At 41.7% G+C, this 19,404-nt stretch carries 20 protein-coding genes and 1 tRNA gene; 3 read left to right on the top strand and 18 right to left on the bottom strand.

What is annotated here, in order from left to right; all coding sequences use genetic code 11:
- Positions 1 to 18: 18 nt before the first annotated feature.
- The 5 genes from HMPREF1125_RS12290 to HMPREF1125_RS12270 form a co-directional block, all read right to left on the bottom strand.
- Complete coding sequence (locus HMPREF1125_RS12290; RefSeq protein ID WP_001291314.1) at positions 19 to 948, bottom strand: ATP-binding cassette domain-containing protein; 930 nt, start codon at positions 946 to 948, stop codon at positions 19 to 21.
- 10 nt (positions 949 to 958) lie between these two features.
- The gene (locus HMPREF1125_RS12285) at positions 959 to 2,026 is read right to left on the bottom strand and encodes an ABC transporter ATP-binding protein (protein ID WP_000589649.1); all 1,068 of its coding nucleotides are present in this window, start codon (positions 2,024 to 2,026) and stop codon (positions 959 to 961) included.
- Between the two features lie 8 nt (positions 2,027 to 2,034).
- On the bottom strand, positions 2,035 to 2,961 hold the full coding sequence (gene oppC / locus HMPREF1125_RS12280; protein WP_000103693.1) for an oligopeptide ABC transporter permease OppC: 927 nt from the start codon (positions 2,959 to 2,961) through the stop codon (positions 2,035 to 2,037).
- On the bottom strand, positions 2,961 to 4,457 hold the full coding sequence (locus tag HMPREF1125_RS12275) for an ABC transporter permease (RefSeq protein WP_000759887.1): 1,497 nt from the start codon (positions 4,455 to 4,457) through the stop codon (positions 2,961 to 2,963). The genes oppC and HMPREF1125_RS12275 overlap by 1 nt, the downstream gene beginning before the upstream one ends.
- A 66-nt stretch (positions 4,458 to 4,523) precedes the next feature.
- Positions 4,524 to 6,500, bottom strand: a complete 1,977-nt coding sequence (locus HMPREF1125_RS12270) for a peptide ABC transporter substrate-binding protein (protein WP_000748899.1) — start codon at positions 6,498 to 6,500, stop codon at positions 4,524 to 4,526.
- Between the two features lie 306 nt (positions 6,501 to 6,806).
- On the opposite strand from HMPREF1125_RS12270, the gene HMPREF1125_RS12265 reads away from it, so the two are divergent.
- Positions 6,807 to 6,877 (top strand) — tRNA-Cys (locus tag HMPREF1125_RS12265).
- A 133-nt stretch (positions 6,878 to 7,010) separates the two neighbouring features.
- Here HMPREF1125_RS12265 and HMPREF1125_RS12260 read toward each other — a convergent pair.
- From HMPREF1125_RS12260 to HMPREF1125_RS12215, 11 genes are all read right to left on the bottom strand, one after another.
- On the bottom strand, positions 7,011 to 8,342 hold the full coding sequence (locus HMPREF1125_RS12260; protein ID WP_000390008.1) for a hemolysin family protein: 1,332 nt from the start codon (positions 8,340 to 8,342) through the stop codon (positions 7,011 to 7,013).
- 125 nt (positions 8,343 to 8,467) lie between these two features.
- Positions 8,468 to 9,301: a DNA/RNA non-specific endonuclease gene (locus HMPREF1125_RS12255; RefSeq protein WP_000359011.1), complete on the bottom strand. Its 834-nt coding sequence runs from the start codon at positions 9,299 to 9,301 to the stop codon at positions 8,468 to 8,470.
- A 40-nt stretch (positions 9,302 to 9,341) separates the two neighbouring features.
- Positions 9,342 to 9,536, bottom strand: a complete 195-nt coding sequence (locus tag HMPREF1125_RS12250) for a DNA-directed RNA polymerase subunit beta (protein WP_000977280.1) — start codon at positions 9,534 to 9,536, stop codon at positions 9,342 to 9,344.
- Entirely contained in the window at positions 9,523 to 10,803 is a 1,281-nt protein-coding gene (gene murA / locus HMPREF1125_RS12245) for a UDP-N-acetylglucosamine 1-carboxyvinyltransferase (protein WP_000411909.1), read from the bottom strand. Before murA ends, HMPREF1125_RS12250 begins: the two co-directional genes overlap by 14 nt.
- Positions 10,804 to 10,826: 23 nt before the next feature.
- Complete coding sequence (locus HMPREF1125_RS12695; protein ID WP_080585631.1) at positions 10,827 to 11,057, bottom strand: DUF1146 family protein; 231 nt, start codon at positions 11,055 to 11,057, stop codon at positions 10,827 to 10,829.
- 55 nt (positions 11,058 to 11,112) lie between these two features.
- On the bottom strand, positions 11,113 to 12,150 hold the full coding sequence (locus HMPREF1125_RS12240; RefSeq protein ID WP_000730766.1) for a SepM family pheromone-processing serine protease: 1,038 nt from the start codon (positions 12,148 to 12,150) through the stop codon (positions 11,113 to 11,115).
- Entirely contained in the window at positions 12,134 to 12,622 is a 489-nt protein-coding gene (gene coaD / locus HMPREF1125_RS12235) for a pantetheine-phosphate adenylyltransferase (RefSeq protein ID WP_001280714.1), read from the bottom strand. Before coaD ends, HMPREF1125_RS12240 begins: the two co-directional genes overlap by 17 nt.
- On the bottom strand, positions 12,612 to 13,151 hold the full coding sequence (rsmD, locus tag HMPREF1125_RS12230) for a 16S rRNA (guanine(966)-N(2))-methyltransferase RsmD (protein ID WP_000706948.1): 540 nt from the start codon (positions 13,149 to 13,151) through the stop codon (positions 12,612 to 12,614). Before rsmD ends, coaD begins: the two co-directional genes overlap by 11 nt.
- Before the next feature lie 64 nt (positions 13,152 to 13,215).
- Entirely contained in the window at positions 13,216 to 14,208 is a 993-nt protein-coding gene (asnA, locus tag HMPREF1125_RS12225; protein ID WP_000747987.1) for an aspartate--ammonia ligase, read from the bottom strand.
- Positions 14,209 to 14,317: 109 nt separating this feature from the next.
- Positions 14,318 to 15,001 (bottom strand): Bax inhibitor-1/YccA family protein, encoded by a 684-nt coding sequence (locus HMPREF1125_RS12220; protein WP_001076865.1) that lies wholly within the window; start codon positions 14,999 to 15,001, stop codon positions 14,318 to 14,320.
- Positions 15,002 to 15,055: 54 nt separating this feature from the next.
- Positions 15,056 to 15,796, bottom strand: coding sequence for a TrmH family RNA methyltransferase (locus HMPREF1125_RS12215; RefSeq protein ID WP_025172374.1), 741 nt, complete (start codon positions 15,794 to 15,796; stop codon positions 15,056 to 15,058).
- A gap of 33 nt (positions 15,797 to 15,829) precedes the next feature.
- Here HMPREF1125_RS12215 and HMPREF1125_RS12210 point away from each other — a divergent pair, with 33 nt between their 5' ends.
- A complete protein-coding gene (locus HMPREF1125_RS12210; protein WP_001174619.1) occupies positions 15,830 to 16,108 on the top strand; it encodes an acylphosphatase in 279 nt (92 codons plus the stop codon).
- A gap of 77 nt (positions 16,109 to 16,185) precedes the next feature.
- On the top strand, positions 16,186 to 17,115 hold the full coding sequence (gene yidC / locus HMPREF1125_RS12205) for a membrane protein insertase YidC (RefSeq protein ID WP_025172373.1): 930 nt from the start codon (positions 16,186 to 16,188) through the stop codon (positions 17,113 to 17,115).
- A gap of 72 nt (positions 17,116 to 17,187) precedes the next feature.
- On the opposite strand, the gene pflA is transcribed toward yidC, so the two are convergent.
- Both pflA and HMPREF1125_RS12195 read right to left on the bottom strand, forming a co-directional pair.
- Complete coding sequence (gene pflA / locus HMPREF1125_RS12200; RefSeq protein WP_001288279.1) at positions 17,188 to 17,982, bottom strand: pyruvate formate-lyase-activating protein; 795 nt, start codon at positions 17,980 to 17,982, stop codon at positions 17,188 to 17,190.
- A gap of 133 nt (positions 17,983 to 18,115) precedes the next feature.
- A complete protein-coding gene (locus tag HMPREF1125_RS12195; protein WP_000856545.1) occupies positions 18,116 to 19,363 on the bottom strand; it encodes a diaminopimelate decarboxylase in 1,248 nt (415 codons plus the stop codon).
- Positions 19,364 to 19,404 lie beyond the last annotated feature (41 nt).

The raw sequence follows: 19,404 nt of genomic DNA, 5'->3' as shown, positions 1-19,404 counted from the left end.
GGTCCCCTCCTAATCTGTTTATTTTTTAAGTGCTTCTTTGTAGCGAGCAACTTCCGCTTGATTAGCCCAAACATAGTGACCTGGACGAATTTCCACCATAGATGGTTTGTCTGTCTCATAATCATGTTGGCTAGGATCATAGACTTTCAAGACCTTCTTACGTTCCAAGATTGGATCTGGAATCGGTACAGCAGATAGAAGTGCTTGAGTGTACGGATGAACAGGATTATTAAACAGCTCCTCTGTCTCCGCTACTTCAACGATAACACCCTTATAGATAACGGCGATACGATCTGAGATAAAGCGAACAACTGACAAGTCATGCGCGATAAAGAGATAGGTCAAGCCCAATTCTTTTTGAAACTTCTTGAGCAAGTTCAAGACTTGCGCACGAACAGACACGTCCAAGGCTGAAATCGGCTCATCCGCAATCACGAAATCAGGTTCCATCACAAGAGCACGGGCAATCCCAATACGTTGACGTTGACCACCAGAAAACTCGTGTGGGTAACGGGTCAAGTGCTCTTTCAAAAGACCAACTTCATGAATCATCTTTTGAACTTTTTCTTTTCGCTCTTCTTCATCTTTGAACAAGTGGTAGTTGTAAAGACCTTCAGAGATAATATAGTCAACTGTCGCACGTTCATTTAAACTGGCTGCAGGGTCTTGGAAAATCATCTGGATACGGCGGATCAACTCTGAAGATTCCTTGTGAGATTTTTTCCCATTGATCTTATGACCGTCAAAGATGATTTCACCTTTACTAGTATTATTCAAGCCAATAATGGCACGACCAATCGTTGTTTTCCCACTACCAGATTCACCAACAAGAGAGAAAGTTTCTCCCTTGTTGATAAAGAAGTTAGCGTTTTTAACGGCGACAAACTTCTTACTTCCTTCACCGAAGGAAATTTCTAAATCTTTAATTTCTACTAATTTTTCAGACATTTCCTTCCTCCTAGTCTTCTAGATGAGCAAAGCCCATTTTATCACGAATTTTATCATGTAAATCTGCGATGATTTCTGGTTTTTCAACCTTAGGAGCATTCTCATGAAGCAACCAAGTCTTAGCCCAGTGAGTATCAGTGACTGAAAACTGAGGTGCTTTCTGTTCAAAGTCAATTTGCATCGCATAATCTGAACGAAGGGCAAAGGCATCACCTTTCAACTCAGTATAAAGAGACGGTGGTGTTCCTGGGATAGAGTACAATTCCCCTTTATCATCAGCGAGCTGTGGTAAGCTAGACAAGAGACTCCAAGTGTATGGATGACGTGGGTCGTAGAAGACTTCCTCAACAGTACCGTATTCTACAATTTCACCAGCATACATAACCGCTACCTTATCGGCAATACTTGCTACCACACCAAGGTCATGGGTGATAAAGATAATAGTAAAGTGGTACTCATTTTGCAAGGTTTTAAGCAAATCAATAATTTGCGCTTGAATGGTTACATCAAGAGCCGTTGTTGGCTCGTCACAGATCAAAATATCTGGGCGACAAGCAAGGGCAATCGCAATAACGATACGTTGGCGCATCCCTCCAGAATATTGGAAAGGATACTCGTCAAAACGTTTTTCAGCGTCTGGAATTCCGACCTTGTTCATATAGTCAATTGCCATTTCTTTGGCTTCCTTAGCTGTTTTCCCTTGGTGTTTAACGATAACCTCAGTGATTTGGCTACCAATTGTATTGATTGGGTCCAAACTTGTCATAGGGTCTTGGAAGATGGTCGCAATTTTAGCACCACGGATTTTCTCCCACTCTTTGTTTGAAGTCAAGGCTGTCAAGTCTTGTCCACGATAGTCAATACTTCCTTTGGCAATGCGTCCATTGTCTTCTAACATCCCTGTAAAGGTTTTTGTTAATACAGATTTACCAGAACCGGACTCACCTACCAGGGCAAGAACTTCCCCTTCAATCAGGTCCAAAGAAACTCCTCGGATAGCTGTCAGAACTTTGTCACGAACGTCAAATTCCACGACAATATCGCGAGCAGTCAAAATTACATCTTTTCCTTTTATCATGTCTACTCCTATCTATGTGTACGTGGATCACTAGCATCCGCTAGGTTTTGACCAACAACGAAGAGAGAAAGAGACACCAAGATCAAGGTTGTCAATGGAATCCAGAACAAGTAAGCGTTGGTCGTAACGTTTTGTGAGTAATCTGAGATCAAGCGTCCCAGACTTGGCACTGTTACAGGCAATCCCAATCCAAAGAAGGAAAGGAAGGCTTCATAAGAGATAAAGCTTGGCAACATCAAGGTCATCGTAGAAACAATAACAGATACCAATTGTGGCATGATATTTTTCACGATGATTTTAAAGGTTGGTGTTCCAAGTGTTTGAGAAGCAAGGTTGTATTCCAAGTCACGGTAACGCATGATTTGAATACGAATTGAATAAGCAATACCGATCCAAGTCGTCACACTCATAGCGAAGATCAAATTCCAGAAACCAGCACCAATTGAGTAAGTCAAGACGATAACAATCAAGAGAGATGGAATGTTTGAAATAATGTTATAAACTTCCATCATGACGCGGTCAACAGATTTGGAAATCCCCCAAATTCCACCAACAATAACCCCAATTACAAGGTTAATAAAAGTGGCAATTACAGAGATAAGAATTGAATTACGCGCACCAAACCAAACCCCGTCAAACAAGGATTTACCATTACTATCTGTACCAAACCAATGTTCAGCATTGGGCTTGATAAAACGAGCACTAAAGTCATTGACCTTACTTACATCGTTGAAGTCAAAATCTGAGAACATTGGGTAAATAAAGCTCATCAAGATAATGGCAACCAAAATTCCTAGCATAATGACTGTTGATTTTTTCTTTAAAAACTGTCTAAATACAGAGCCCCAGTAAGAGTAGGCAGGAGCATCAATCGTTTCAGAGGCAAAATCATCACGTTTTACGAACTGAAATTTTTCTTTATCAATTGTTGACATTATTTGCCTCCTTTCTCTGTCAATTTAATACGTGGGTCAAGCATAGTCATCCAGATATCTCCTACAAAGAGTGAGAAGATAGAAATACATGTAAAGATGAAGACGAGACCAACTACCATTGAGTTATTTGATGCCTTAACAGAGTCAATCAACATTTTACCCATACCTGGGAAGGCGAAGACTGTTTCTGTCAATGTTGCACCACCAATAACCCCGATTACGGCACCTGGAATACCTGAAACCAAAGGAACCATGGCATTTTTAAAGACGTGTTTATTTGAGATTTCTTTTTCAGATAAACCTTTTGCACGAGCAAAACGGACAAAGTCCTGAGATTGCAAGTCAATCATGTAACGACGAATCCAGATTGCTGTACTTGGTGCTCCCAGCAAACCTAGAATGACTGCTGGCAAGACATAGGAACGCCAATCTCCAGCCCCCAAGATAGGGAATGAGTCAGGCAGACCAATAGATGATCCAATCAAGCGAACGATATAAACCAAGGCAATCGTTGGAAGTGCAAGCAAGAAGGTTAGAACACCTGTTGAGAAGCTGTCAATCCAAGTATTCTTGTGGCGAGCCATAGCAGATCCAAGAGGAATCGCAATAGCATAAGAAATAATCAAACCAATCAAACCAGCAACAGCTGAGCTTGCAATCATAGATGGATATTGGTAGTTACTTTCTGTAGCTGTATATGGATCGTCTTTACCATAGTTAGCTATTTCACGCGCATCTGCTTGACTTGGAGATTTGTAGGTACGAGAGTAAATATCTACAGACGAAGTCTTTTTACCAGTAGGGAATTGAACTTCTGATGTCTTAGTTTGTCCTTGACCTTGTGTGATAACTTGAAGCACTGGCGTGTTCGCATAAGTTGGGTAAGAGTCACCCAAGTTAATGTTCACAAAGTTTTGGTGTACAAACGGGAATTGATTGTTGAAATACAAAAGGTATTTATGTTTGGTACCTGAACCAACCAATGACCAACCAATAGCAGGGTCATTTTCAAAACGAAGATAACGTTCCAAGTTTGGATTTTCAGGGTCTTGAATCTTGTTTGTATGATCAATATCAAGTAAGTTCGCATAGAATTTGAAAACACGTTCAAAAATCGGAATTTCACGCGTAGCATAGAACTGACCACTCTCTGAAAAGACACCTAACGTCCAACCATTACCGAGTTGGTTGATGTATTTTTCGTAGATTGCCTTATTGGTATCATTGGCATCTACTGTTACAGATGAGTCCATCGTGCTAGCTTTTTCTTGCAACTCCTTGGTATCGTAGTACTCGATATAGCCCATACGTTCATAAACGGTATTCTCATAATTATCCCGCTTATCTGGAGTTGTTGCAATCTTGTTGTAGTTGGTATCCTGCTTGAAAATCAGTTTCCGAGGAACCATCGTATAGATAATCGTGTAGGTCAAGGTTGTCACCAAGAAAATAGACAACAATGAGCGCAAGACACGCATAAAAATATATTTTTTCATATCGTTTCCTTTTAAAATCCCAAAAGAACCTTCTCCTCATGGAGAGAAAGTTCTCTTGAGAGTTATTTATTTAACGTGATTCGTCAATTCTTTTTGAACTTTTTCGTTTGATTCTTTTTTCTCTTTGAGCCATTTCTCACGAGCTTGTTCGTAATCAGCTTTCGTTACAACCTTGTCTTGCAACTGAATATACTTGAAGTATACATCTGAGCTCTTATCTCCAGACTGGCTGTATGATGCTGTGAATGGTACAACACGAGAAATGAATGGTGCAGCACCACTTGATGACATAGCTGGCAAGAAGAGTGAGCTATCTGTCAACCAAGCTTGAGCAGCCGCGTATTTTTCATAACGAACATTCAAGTCGCTTGTTTCTTTAGCAGCTTCATCAACTAGCTTATCGTATTCTTTCAAACCAACTTGAGCAGCCGCAGCGTTATCTGCACCTTCGTAACCCATATATGTTTTTGTTTGTTCAGCATTCGTTGTTTTCAAGATATCAAGGTAAGTTGATGGATCTTCATAGTCTGGGTTCCACCCAACTGCTCCTGAGAGATCCCAATCTTCTGCCGCAGCGCTTGCAGCATAGTAAGTGATATTGTTCAACTCATCTTTAGAAACTTGTTGGATATCAATGACTACATTGCCTTCGCCAAGTACTGTTTCAACTGATTGTTTGAAAGATTGGATACGTGCGATATAGTTTTTAGATGTTTGGTCTACTGGAATATCCAAGTGGATAGGGAATTTCACACCTTCTGCTTCCAATGCAGTTTTAGCTTTGGCAAATTCGGCTTTGGCTTTATCGGCGTTGAAGAGTCCATCTTGACCATCCGCAAAGTTTACATTCTTCCACTCATCACCATAAGCAACCATCTTTTCAGTTACCAAGTCACCGAAAGTTTTTTCACCTGCAGAGACAAACCCTGGTTTCACAAAGAGGTTACGAACTGCAAGAGGAGCACCTTCCTTACCATTAATTTGTGCTGAGTAAGAAGTACGGTCAAAGGCAAAGTTCAAAGCCTGACGGAAATCCTTGTTAAGAAGAGCTTTCTTAGTAGAAGTCTTCTCTTCATCAGTTGTCTTAGAAGTGTATTTGTAACCTTGACGGTCAATATTCACACCCAAACCACCGATACCAGGTCCTGATGGAGTGTAGAAGATATTGTCTTTGTATGTTTCTTCTACCTTAGAGTAGTTTGAACTTGTTGGGAAAAGGCGAGCATAGCTGTATGCTCCACTTGTAAAGTTACGTTCAATGGACTCTTGGTCTGACCCATCATAGAAAGCAAGGGTAACTTTATCAAGGTGAACATTATCCTTATCCCAGTACTGCCCATTCTTAGCAAATTCGATAGAAGATTTAGTAGTCAAACCTTTCAGTAAGAATGGACCATTGTAAAGCAAGGACGTAGGATCTGTTGCTTTGGCAAAATCTGATCCTTTTGATTTTTCAAAATCTTCGTTCAATGGCCAGAAGATTGAATAAGCCATCTTAGAGTTCCAGTATGGTTCTGGTTGGTTCAAGGTATACTCAAGAGTATAATCATCAACTGCCTTCACACCTACCGTAGAAAAGTCTTTTGAATTTCCAGACAAATAATCAGACAATCCTTTAACAGAAGTTTCTGCTAAATATAGGGCTTCGGATTTCTTATCTGCTGCGTGTTTCAAACCATTTACGAAATCTTTAGCTGTTACTTCAGCGTACTCTTCTCCATCAGATGTCATCCATTTAACACCTTTACGGATTTTGTAGGTATAAGTCAAACCATCTTTTGAGACTGACCAATCTTCTGCCACTGCGGGAGTCAAATTCCCATATTTGTCATTTGTGAAGAGACCATCAATACCATTTGAAGTGGCAATCTTAGTACTTTGTTTACCTGAAATGAGGTAATCCAACGTTTCTGGGTCAGCTGAATAGATATAACCATAATTTTTTGGCGCCGTTGAATCAGATGATTTAGAACCGCAGGCAGCTAGTACGCCAGTCGCTAATAAGGCAACCCCTGCTGCAACCAATACTTTGCTTTTTTTCATGTATATAACTCCTCTTGAAAAATTTAGGCTTATTGGAAATTATAACATATATCTTCTAAAAAGTAAACGAATTTTCAGAATATTTAGGCGTATATCTACAAAAAACTTCTCTTTGTCAGAATTTCCCCATTCTTTATTTGTATTTATAAGAAAAGAAAATTGATTTGTCTAGCTCTGTAAGCTTCATTTTTACAAGTCGCTTTTCTCTTTTTTCTTCACATCACATAATCTATCTTCTTAAATTGGATTTTAGAATAAGAAACTATTGACGGGAAATGATTTTCAAGGTATAATAATAAACGTTGAGGCGGTATAGCCAAGTGGTAAGGCACGGCTCTGCAAAAGCTTGATCGTCGGTTCAAATCCGTCTACCGCCTTTCAGTACCTGAATTAACAGGAATTAACCGAATAAAAAGCCCGGACAATCGGGCTTTTTTGTTATTCCAAATAGATAGGGATAACTATATCTACAATATAGATTTACAAAAAGCAGTGACTCAAGTCACTGCTTTATTCTGTTTCTTCTTCAGTCTCTATTTCAGTGATTTGGACTTTTACCTTGGTAACACGTCCGTTTTTCACCTTGTCATTGGTTAGGATGATTTGTTTGTTTTGGCTGACCAATTCATAACTGAGTTTCTCAGTCGTTGGAATCATTCCCACACCCGTCAAATAATAACCGGCGATGGTATCAACATCATCACTTTCCAATTCTACATCAAAGTAGTCATTAAAATCATTAAGATTCATGGTGCCTTGAACGATATAGGTGTCTTCTCCTATTTGATGGACTTCAATTTCAGCCTTGTCAGTCTCATCATCAATCTCACCAACAATTTCTTCTAAGAGGTCCTCCAGAGTTACCAAACCAGCCATTCCACCGTATTCATCTAGTAAGATGGCCATTTGATTTTGGGTATTTCGAAGTTCTTTAAGGAGATCGTCCACAAAGATAGTCTCAGGAACAAACAGTGGCGTTTGGAGAATTCGTTTCCAGACAATATTGTCAAAGCCATCCACAAAAGCGGCATTCAACAAGCGCTTGGTGTGAATCAAACCAATCACATTGTCCTTATCCCCATCATAAACAGGGATACGTGAGAAATTTTGCTTTAAAATACTCTCGATAATCGTTTGACTGTCATCCTGAATATCTACCATAAAGGCATCTGTTCGGGGCACCATTAGCTCACGAGCCATTAGTTCATCTAAAGAAAAGACTCCCTGTAGCATTTCAATCTCATCTGCATCCAGTGTTTCTTCACTATTGGTGAGCATGTACTCTATTTCATCACGTGTCATCTTTTCATCAGCATCATCAAAGGTCATTGGCGTCACACGGCTCAATAGATTAGTCGAGGCTGATAGGAGCCAAACAAAGGGACTGACAATTTTCCCCAAACCAATAATAACTGGCGCTGTTCGGATAGCTAAGGTATCTTTCAGATTTAGAGCAATTCTCTTGGGATAGAGTTCCCCAAAAACAATGGAAATATAGGTCAAAAATGCCAGAGATAAAAAGCTTGCAATAGCGGAAGCTGTTTCACTGTTTCCTATCCAAGATGCAATTTCGCGTCCTAGAGTCTCCGCTAAACTGGCCCCAGACAAGATGGTAATTAAAGTGATACCAACTTGAATCGTTGATAAAAAGTGGTTAGGATTTTCAAGTACCTTTAACAAACGGATGTAACGTTTGTCTCCCTCTTCTGCCTTTTGTTCTACTCGGGAACGGTTTAGTGACACCATTGCCATCTCAGTGGCTGAGAAAAAAGCATTTAACAAGGTCAAGATAAATAATAATACAAACTGTAGCAACAAATGCTGACTGCTCGGGTCTTCCATAGTCCTTCTCCTAAAATAGTATCTTGTGTTTCATTATATCATAAAATTCTTCAGGATTCACATTATTTTTCATTTAAACAACAACTCCCCTGCCTCTAGAAGACAAAGGAACTGTTTTATTGTATCTATTGTTTCTGATCTGTCACCGTTACTTGACCCGTTCGGTAATCAAGCTGGATTCCCTTTTGAACATTGGGGATTAGCACGTTGAACTCCAATTCGCCATCCGAAGATTTGGCTTCAATTTGTGAAGCAGATGGAACTAGATCCTCATTTGTCGCATAGTGGAGTGTCACGCGGTAACGGACCCTCTTATTTTTGTCCAAGTATTTTCTGACCAAACTCTCATAGTAGTTCTGACCTGTCGAATCTTCAGCCTGCGCTTGGTTAGCCCAAGCTGTCTGGACTGCAATGTTCTTAGGATTGCTGGTAGAGGCATCAAAACCATCCAAACCACCTATCAAGGCATAGCCCAGCAGGTGTCCTCTATCAACTGCATGTGTGTAGGCTCCCTTTAGATTCTTAACCTGATGCCATCCTGGTGGCGTCCAAGAGGTGGATCCATTTCCTGTTTCTTCACGATTCTTATACTGCCGAGTCGCTTTGGATAAGATGGCATTGGCAACAGTTGGGACTGTTTCTTTTCCAACTGTCTTTGTTTTATTATCCGCATAGGGTTTGCTTGAAACCTTGGCATCTAGATTGGTTTTATTGCCATTGACAACAAAAGCTCCTGCTCCATTCCACTCGAGATCCCCCTTGATTTGGTTTTTGATTGACTCGGTTAAGATACTTTCAGCCAGCTCCTGACTGGGAGCTTCTGAAGCTTGTTTTTTCTGACTAACCTTAGTTCGAGGGCTATTTGATGCCGATTGCATCTGCTTGATATAATAGCTTCCCGCAGCCAAGAGTAAGAATAGAAGTAACCCTATCAAAGTCTGTCTTGTTTTTTTGTCCATTTTTCTCCTTATTCCTTTAGAAAAAGACTGGTCTCCCAGTCTAATTTCCTGTAAATTTGCTAATCAATTCCTGCCACTTTGCCGGAGACAATATTGCCCATGGATCCTGTCCCTTTCCTAGGATGCCATAGCCAACCATCAAGCCGATTCCTAAAGCAAGGAAACCTAGCAAGAGTACGATAAAAATCAACAGTAGGCGACGGAGTACATAGCGTAAGTTTTTATTCTTCATCATTTGCCTCAATTCGCTGAATCTTCGCTCCTAACTGAGCTAACTTCTCATGGAAGCGGTAATAACCTCTATCAAGGTGGACTAGTTTACCGACAACTGTTTCTCCTTGCGCCACCAAACCTGTCAAAATCAAAGCAGCACTAGCGCGAAGGTCCGTTGATAAAACTTCTGCCCCCTGTAAAGCCTGCCCCCCTACAATACGAGCTGTGTCACGGATAATCTCTGAATGCAAGCCCATACGGCGCATTTCCTCCAAGTGTTGGAAGCGATTCTCAAACACCGTTTCCACCATGGTTGATTCCCCTTTTGCAACTGTCATCAGAGCTGTAAATTGTGCCTGCATATCTGTTGGAAATCCTGGATGTGGCAAGGTTTTTACATGAACAGCCTTGAGATTTTCAAGTTGAGAACGAACACGAATACCTTCTGATTCCTCTGTCACTTCAACGCCCATTTCAAGTAGTTTTGAAATCAAGGGACGATTATGCTCCCAGACTGCATCACGAACGAGAACATCCCCACCTGTCATAGCTGCTGCTACCATAAAGGTTCCAGCTTCAATACGGTCCTGTACTACAGTATGAGTCGTACCATGGAGGTCCTCAACACCAATCACGGTGATTGTTTCTGTGCCAGCTCCCTTGACCTTGGCTCCCATTTCATTAAGGAAGATAGCGAGATCAACAATTTCTGGCTCACGCGCAGCATTTTCAATGACCGTTACACCATCAGCTAGAGTTGCTGCCATCATGAGGTTTTGTGTTGCGCCGACACTAGGGAAGTCCATGTAGATATGAGCGCCATGCAAGTGGTCTGCCTTGGCTTCGATGTAACCAGCTGCCTGAGTGATTTTTGCCCCCATAGCTTCCAAACCTTTGAGGTGGAGGTCGATCGGACGACTCCCGATGGTGCACCCCCCTGGCATAGAAACTTTGGCATGTCCTACACGAGCAAGGATTGGTCCCAAGACAACGATGGATGCTCGCATCTTGCTGACATATTTATAAGGAGCTTCCTCCGTGATATCACCAGTCGCATCGACCTCGACAATATGAGCTTCCTCATCAAAGTCCACCTTGGCATTCAGACCACGAACTACTTGATTCATGGTGAAAACATCTGACAAGATTGGGACGTTCTGCAAGACTGTCTTACCCTTGCTTGCTAGAATAGTCGCTGCCAACAAGGGCAAGACTGCATTCTTTGCTCCCTCAATCGTCACACTTCCGACCAGACGATTATCTCCGCCTTGAACCACAATTTTTTCCATAGTTGTTTCCTTTACTTTTGATTTTATAATAGTCCTCTAAGTGCTTCTTGCCACAGTTGGTACAAACTGATAAAGAATGAACTCAAGATGTAGCCCATTACAATACTACAGAAGCCGACCAACAGACGAACTTTTTTTGTGTTAGTAGCAGTTACTTTTAAAACCTTTTCCCATCTTACAAGATCTTTTAAAAGGTAAAAACTCAAATAAATAAAGAGTATATGACTACTTATAGTGAATAATAATTGAACCATTTGACTATTATACCATCTTATCCGCTTGCGCGCTAGTTTTCGATTTTTCTACAAATTAGGGATTGTTTTTGAGGTAATCAATCGCATCCTGCAGGGTCTTAACAGGAACGATTTTCATCTCTGTTTTAATCGTTTTAGCAGCTTCTAAAGCTGTTTCATAGTTGCTTTTCGCATTTGGATCTGCTTTTTTTGCTTCCTCAGTGACTGGATTGTCAGGGGCAAAAAAGACGTTGGCTCCCTGACGAGAGGCTGCAACTACTTTTTTGTCAATTCCACCGATGTCGCCAACATTTCCGTCCCGATCAATGGTTCCCGTTCCCGCAACGATACGGCCATTACGAAGTCCTGGATCTGCTATCTGGGTGTAAATAGCTAGACTAAACATAAGACCGGCACTTGGTCCCCCGATACCAGCTGTTGAAAAGCGAATGGGAACATCACTGGTCACTTCCGTACGGTCAATCAAACCAATCCCAATCCCGTTTTTCCCGTTTTCGAGAGTGATAATTTTACCTTCTGCAGACTTGACTTTTCCGTCTTCTTCATAGGTTACCTTGACCGTGTCCCCTAATTGTTGAGAGTTGACATAGTCGACCAAGTCTTTTGAACTGTCAAATGTTTTGTCATTAACAGCCGTCACGGTATCTGCGATGTTCAGAATGCCCTTAAAAGTTGAATTGTCCGTCACGGTCAAGACATAAACTCCCAGGTACTTGAGTTCGATATCCTTACCAGCCGTCTTCAGTCCTTGATACTTGGCCATGTTTTGAGAAGTTTGCATATAGAACTGATTGATCCGCATAAACTCTGCATCCGTAGAGCCACCCGTAGTCTCCTTGGCACTTCTAATATCCGTGAAAGGTGTTAACCAAGCATAAACAAGATGCGACAGGGTTGCGTGTCGAATCCCAACTGTCACAAACTGGTAAGCTCCTGCTTCCGTATCCTCTGTTTCATTGACTTTCAAAACTTGGCGAATATCTTCCGCTCCACCTGGAACTTCTATGTAGTAAGGTAAAGGTACTACAAAGGCTAAAAAAGTCAATACTAGTGCTAGGATGACATATAAGGGCCATCTAGTTTTTTTCTTCATGTTCTAATTCCTCCACAACACTGTTTGGGACATATTGCTGAATCTCCTGACCAAACTTCAGAAGTTCTCTCATGGCTGAAGAGCTAATATAAAGATGCTCTGGGCGACTATATAGGTAAATGGTTTCGATTTCTGGAGCCAGTTGATGATTGTAGTAATCAAAACTAGACTCGTATTGCAAGTCGGTGGTATTTCGCAAGCCACGGACAAGGGTCTTAGCACCCAATCTTCTTGCAACATCTACGACTAGTTGGTCATGAGAAGCCAGCACCTCTACATTATCTAAATGCGCCACCGCTTTTTCGACTGCTCGTTTGCGATTTTCAACGGGGAGAAAGCCTTGTTTGTGGGGATTGTAGAACACCCCGACATAGAGCTTATCAAAGAGTTTACTGGCACGTTCAATGATATCCAGATGTCCATTTGTCATCGGATCAAATGAACCTGTAAATAATCCAATTTTATCTGACATAGACTGTCACCTTACTAATCCCATATATTTTTTCCTTCCAGATGCCTAAGCAGGCGATTTCTTCTGGAAGTTCTACAGACTTATCGGTTTCGCAGACAACCATGATCTCGTCGGAGAAAAGGTTTCTTTCTGCCATTTTTTCGATATCTGCAACGATTTGTTCCTTGGCATAGGGAGGGTCTAAAAAGACCAGATCAAAGGGACCTGTTACTTGCTCCAAAGCACGCTCAGCTTCCATCTTTAAGAGCTGAAATTTGGAAACTTCCTTGGTCATTTGGATATTTGCAGCGACGATAGCTTGTGCCCTTCTATCCCGTTCCACTAAGACAGCATGGGACATCCCTCTTGACACAGCTTCAATAGACAGACCACCACTGCCAGCATAGAGATCCAAGACACGACCACCCTCAAAATAGGGACCTATCATGTTAAAGATAGCTCCACGCACCTTATCTGATGTCGGCCTCGTCGTCTTGCCTTCTAGCGTCTTGAGGGGACGCCCTCCGTAGATTCCTGATACGATTTTCATACCGTTTATTATACCAAATTATAGGCAAAAAGAGAAAGAAAACCGAACCTTGCGGTTCGATTCTCTACAAAATATTTTCGTACGTATCGCGGACTTCTTGAGGCCAAACACTAGTCTGAACTTCTCCAATGTGTTTCTTGCGAAGTAAGAACATGGCCATCCGAGACTGTCCGATACCCCCACCGATTGTCAGTGGGAAAAGACCGTTAAGCAGGGCTTTATGCCATTCCAGCTCAAGCCGATCTTCGTCTCCTGTAAGAGCCACCTGGCGACGAAGTGTATCCTCATCTACCCGAATCCCCATTGAGGAAAGTTCAAAGGCACAACCAAGAGATTCGTTCCAAACTAGAATATCGCCATTCAACCCTTTGTAGCCATTTTCAGACTCTGTTGTCCAGTCATCGTAGTCAGGCGCACGTCCGTCATGCGGTTTCCCGTCAGGCAATTCGCCACCAATACCAATCAAGAAGACAGCACCAAACTCTTTACAGATTGCATTTTCACGCTCTTTCGGTGTCAAATCTGGATAGCGTTCCACCAACTCTTCTGTATGGATAAAGGTAATTTGTTTTGGCAAGATGGATTCAATATCGTAGCGCGCTTCTACGGCTAGCTCTGTCAGACGAATAGCCTTGTAAATCTTCTCAACGGTTTCTTTGAGATAAGCGATATTGCGTTGACCATTTGGAATCACTTTTTCCCAGTCCCACTGGTCCACATAAACTGAGTGAGTCGCATCAAGCGAATCTTCATCTGGACGAAGGGCCTTCATATGAACAAATAGACCTTCACCTTCTCCAAAACCAAAGCGAGCCAAGGTGTGGCGCTTCCATTTGGCTAGTGAGTGAACGACTTCATAAGTTTCATCTGGGATCTGCAAGACCTTTACGGATACTGGATGTTCAACACCGGACAGGTTGTCCTGCATCCCATCACCAACCTTGCTCAAGATAGGACCTTGAACTTCAACAACTTCTAACTTATCTTTCAAATACTGGGTAAAGGTGTTTTTGACAAAGGAAATCTCTTCTTGCTGATGAATAAAACTTTTCTTCATAAACGGCTCCTCAAAAATTAGTTAAAAGCATTATACACCTATTTCCAAGAAAAGAAAAGAGTAAATAAGAAAAAGTCAGTGCTCTTTTAAACACTGACTCTGTCATTCATTAATCGTTTCGACCAAAGATTCGTAAGATGCTAAGGAAGAGGTTGATAAAGTCTAGGTAGATGCTGAGAGCCATTGAAATGACCCAACCTGTCGCTACTTGTCCTCGTGACTGCTCATAAACATAGCGAATCTTTTGGTTATCCCAAGCAATCAAGCCTGAGAAGACCAAGACCATGGCAATACTAATCATGTAGTCAAAGAAGCTATTGGCTAAAAATAGATTCACAACCATGGCAATGATGAGACCAACAAGCGCCGCCATCAAAGCTCGTCCCATTCCACTCAAATCTTTCTTAGTGAAAATTCCGATTGCCGCCATGACAAAGAAGAGAAGAGCGCTGGATACAAAGGCTGATAAGACAGTCCCAGGTGTATAGAAGGCTACGACAAAACTAAGCGTAAATCCATTTAAAACAGAATAAACTAAAAATACTGGGAGAGCTGCTGGGCTGTTTTTGGCAGCCATGCTACTTGCAACAAAGACCAGAGCAAGTTCTGCAAAAGTTGCAATCATCAACCAGAGACGGCCATGCATTAAAAAGTAGATCAATTGAGACTGAAAAACTGTCAACATCAAAGCTGACACGAGAGCTGATAGACCAATCCCAAGTCCCACAAAAGCATAAACTTTAGCGTAAAATTGATTGAGACCTGAACGTTCTTGAATAATTGTTTGATTCATTCCGATTCTCCTTTTTCTATAATTATGTCTTGATTATAACAAAGATTTTATAAATTAGCTAAAATAAAACATCAAAATGCCTGCGGCAATGGCAACATTGAGACTCTCTGCTCGGCCTTTCATGCCAATATGAACCAGCTGGTCAGCACTCTCAGCCATGACAGAACTAATCCCCTGCCCTTCATTTCCCATGACTAAAGCAAAATTTTCTATAGGAGAAAGCTCACGATAATCCTTGGAATCTCTCAATAAGGTCGTTGCCAGAATGGGCAAATCGCTCTTCTTTGCTTCTTCTATAAAGGTAGCAACAGGCAGACGATAGATGGACAAATGAAAATGGCTTCCTTGCATGGAACGCAGAGTCTTGAGACTGTATATATCTGCTGACTTGTCTGAAACAATGACCCCTGTAAAACCTGCAGCATCCGCAGTCCGAATCATGGTACCTACATTACCAGGATCTTGGACATCTTCTAAAAACAGAAACTTACCCTGACTAAAATCAGGCAGACCCACTTCTTCTTTTTGAATAACAGCGACAATGCCTTGAGGGGTTTGCGTATCTGCTAAATCTCGCAAAATCTCCTCTGAAACCCAGACAGTTTGAGGAAAAGTAGCTAACTGATCTCGGTAACTTTCTAAGGCAAAAATCTTCTCAATCATCACTCCAGCTTGAACAGCTTCTTCAAATAAGTGCCAACCTTCAATCAAATAGGCATACTTTCGATATTTTTTTTGATGCAATTTCTTGGCATTTTTTACCACAGAATTGGCTTTTGAGGTTATAATAGTCATAGAAGTATTATAACACAATCAAAGGGGTTTGGTATGCAAAAGGTTAGAATGATTGCCCAAGGTAGGGTGCAGGGTGTTGGTTTTCGCTGGGGCGTTTATACTTTAGCGCTTGAAATTGGTGGCATCACCGGTCGTGTCTGGAATAATGACGATGGCACAGTGGAAATTCTCGCTCAGGCAGACTCTTCTGCCACCATGGCAAAATTTATACAAGAAATCCGAAAAGGTCCGACACCCTTTTCAAAAGTTACCTATCTAGATGTACAAATGAGCAACTTTTCATCCTATCCAGACTTCAAAGTCGCAAATTAGGTCTCTAGAACTATTGTATATTTTACAAAAAAACAGTAGAATAGAAAGGTATAATTTTTAAAGAAGGAATGAAAACATTGAAATCTATTAAACGTTTTGCCCTCTCTGCTATGGGAGTGGCTATGCTACTCGTCTTGACAGGCTGTGTCCAAGTAGACAAAGCAACAGGACAACCTACTGGTTTTATCTGGAACACTATCGGATCGCCTATGGCAGAGGCTATCAAATACTTCGCTACTGATAAAGGTCTAGGCTTTGGTGTGGCTATCATTATCGTAACCATTATCGTACGTTTAATTATTTTGCCACTTGGTATCTACCAATCATGGAAGGCAACGCTTCACTCTGAAAAGATGAATGCTCTCAAACATGTGCTCGAACCACATCAAACACGCCTTAAAGAGGCAACAACTCAGGAAGAAAAACTAGAAGCACAACAGGCTCTCTTTGCTGCACAAAAAGAAAACGGCATCAGCATGTTCGGTGGTGTAGGATGCTTCCCTATCCTCATTCAGATGCCTTTCTTCTCTGCTATCTACTTTGCAGCCCAGTATACTGATGGAGTATCTAGCTCTACCTTCTTGGGTATCAATCTCGGTTCTCCAAGTATGATCCTTGTCGCCTTCGCTGGTATCCTCTACTATCTCCAATCACTCCTTTCACTTCACGGAGTAGAAGACGAGATGCAAAGAGATCAACTCAAGAAAATGATTTACATGAGCCCACTCATGATTGTCGTCTTCTCCCTCTTCGCACCAGCCAGTGTGACACTTTACTGGGTTGTCGGTGGTTTCATGATGATTCTCCAACAGTTCATCGTTAACTATGTTGTTCGTCCAAAACTTCGTCAAAAAGTACGTGAAGAATTTGCCAAAAATCCACCAAAAGCAAGTTCAGCATCAACTACAGGCGGGCGAAAAGATATCACTCCTAACCAAGTAACTGCAATTACGACTACTAAGAAACATAAAAAACGTAATGCTGGTAAACAACATTCTAGAAAATAAAGTAACGGCTTAGCTGAAAGGCTAGGCCTTTTTTGCATCACAAAAGCCTGATGTTTCCATCAGGCTTCTTTTTTATCCATGTACACGTTTCATATAGTCTTGATAGCTTTCTGTATCCATGAGTTTTTTGGCATTCTTGACACGGTCTGCTGTTGGTGGTTTTACCCCTTCAAGTGAGTATGGAATTCCAAGTTCACGCCACTTGAATTCTCCCATAGTGTGATAAGGTAGAATTTCAAACTTATCAACGTTTTTGAGGGTTTTGACGAATTTACCAAGTTCGATCAAGTCCTCATCTCTATCTGTCAAGCCTGGAACCAGCACATGGCGAATCCACACAGGCTTCCCAATATCTGATAGATATTTTGCACAAGCCAAGATGTTTTTATTGGTTTGGCTGGTAACAATTCTGTGTTGTTCATCGTTGATTTCCTTGATATCCAAGAGAACCAAATCTGTCACCGCCATGAGTTTATTAAACTTTTCGAGATAACGTGGTTTATTACGGAACGGAAGGGCACAGGTATCCAAGGTACAGTGGATTCCTTTTTCCTTGGCCTTGGTAAAGAGGGCAATTAGGAAATCAATCTGTAAGAGGGCTTCTCCTCCACTAACAGTGATTCCCCCCTTGTCTCCCCAGAAACCACGGTAGCGAAGGGCTTCTGTCAAGACATCGTCTACTGTCCGTTCGCGTGATTTATTGGTCTCCATAGCCCATGTATCAGGGTTATGGCAGTACTGGCAACGCATGTGACAACCCTGCAAAAAGACAATGAAACGAATTCCAGGGCCATCTACCGCCCCAAAACTCTCTGTCGAATGCACCATTCCTGTCACTTGTCCATAGTCAATTGTTTCTTCAGACATATCGTCACCTTCCTTGAAACCGTTTTATAGTTTTATTATATCACGAGTAAGGTGAAAAACAAGGTTTTTTTGTCTATTTTTTAGAAAGCAATCTGTTTTTCACTTTCATTTTCAATTTCTTTTAATGATCCGATTAAAAATCAAAACCATACAAGGTTGCGAAATAGTCCTCAGGGCGCTCTGCACGGCGGATTTGGCGGGCTTTTCCTTCTTCGGTATAGAGGATTTCTGCCGAGCGTAGTTTGGCATTGTACTGATAACCCATGGAGAATCCATGTGCACCTGTATCATGAATTACCAGCAAATCACCGATTTCTGTATGAGGTAGTTCGCGATTCACTGCAAATTTATCATTGTTTTCACAGAGTGAACCGACCACATCTACCACCTCAACTGGTCCGCCTGCTGGGTGGGTCAGATTAGTAATATGGTGGTAGGCCCCATACATGGCTGGGCGCATGAGGTTGACTGCCGAAGCATCCACACCCAGATAGGTACGGTAGGTTTTCTTTTTATGAGTTACTTTGGTGACGAGAACTCCGTGAGGCGCCAGCATAAAACGACCCAATTCGGTAAAAATCTTGACCTGACCAAGTCCTGCAGGTGTGAGGACTTCTTCATAAACCTTACGCACACCCTCACCAATCATCGCAATATCATTTGGCTCCTGGTCTGGACGGTAATTGACACCAATACCGCCGGAAAGATTGATAAAGTCTAGTGAAATGCCCAACTTTTCCTTGATTTCAACAGCCAATTCAAAGAGCTGACGTGCCAACTCTGGATAATAGAGATGGGTGACAGTATTGGATGCTAGGAAAGAGTGAATCCCAAAAGTCTTGGCCCCTTTTTCCTTCAAGATGGCAAAGGCTTCAAAAAGCTGCTCCTTAGTCATCCCAAACTTGGCTTCCCCGGGATTGTCCATGATATCTGTTCCTAGCTCAAAAACGCCACCAGGATTGTAACGACAAGAGATGATTTCTGGAATGCCTGCTGCACGCTCTAAATGTTCAATATCTTCAAAGGCATCCAAGTTAATGGTCGCACCCAATTCACGCGCATAGGCATATTCCTTGTCAGGCGTGTTGTTAGAAGAGAACATGATTTCAGAACCCGGAAAATCCAGTTTATGGCTCATCAAGAGCTCCACATAACTAGAACAGTCCACACCACAACCTTCCTCTTTGAGAATTTTCAAGATGGCTGGGGTTGGAGTAGCCTTAACTGCAAAATATTCTTTGAATCCCTTATTCCAAGAAAAGGCCTGGTTGACTGCTCGCGCTTTCTCGCGAATCCCCTTCTCATCATACAAGTGAAAAGGAGTCGGGAACTCTGCAACAATTGTTTCTAAATCTTCTCGACTGATAAATGGTGTTTTCATAAGCATCCTTCTATTCTGTTTGCAAAGAAAGGCTGGGACAA

The sequence above is a fragment of the Streptococcus oralis SK304 genome (assembly GCF_000287715.1).
GTDB classification, from domain to species: Bacteria; Bacillota; Bacilli; order Lactobacillales; family Streptococcaceae; genus Streptococcus; species Streptococcus oralis_Y.
Note: the sequence above shows the minus strand (reverse complement) of the source record. Positions and strands in the feature narration are given on the sequence as shown.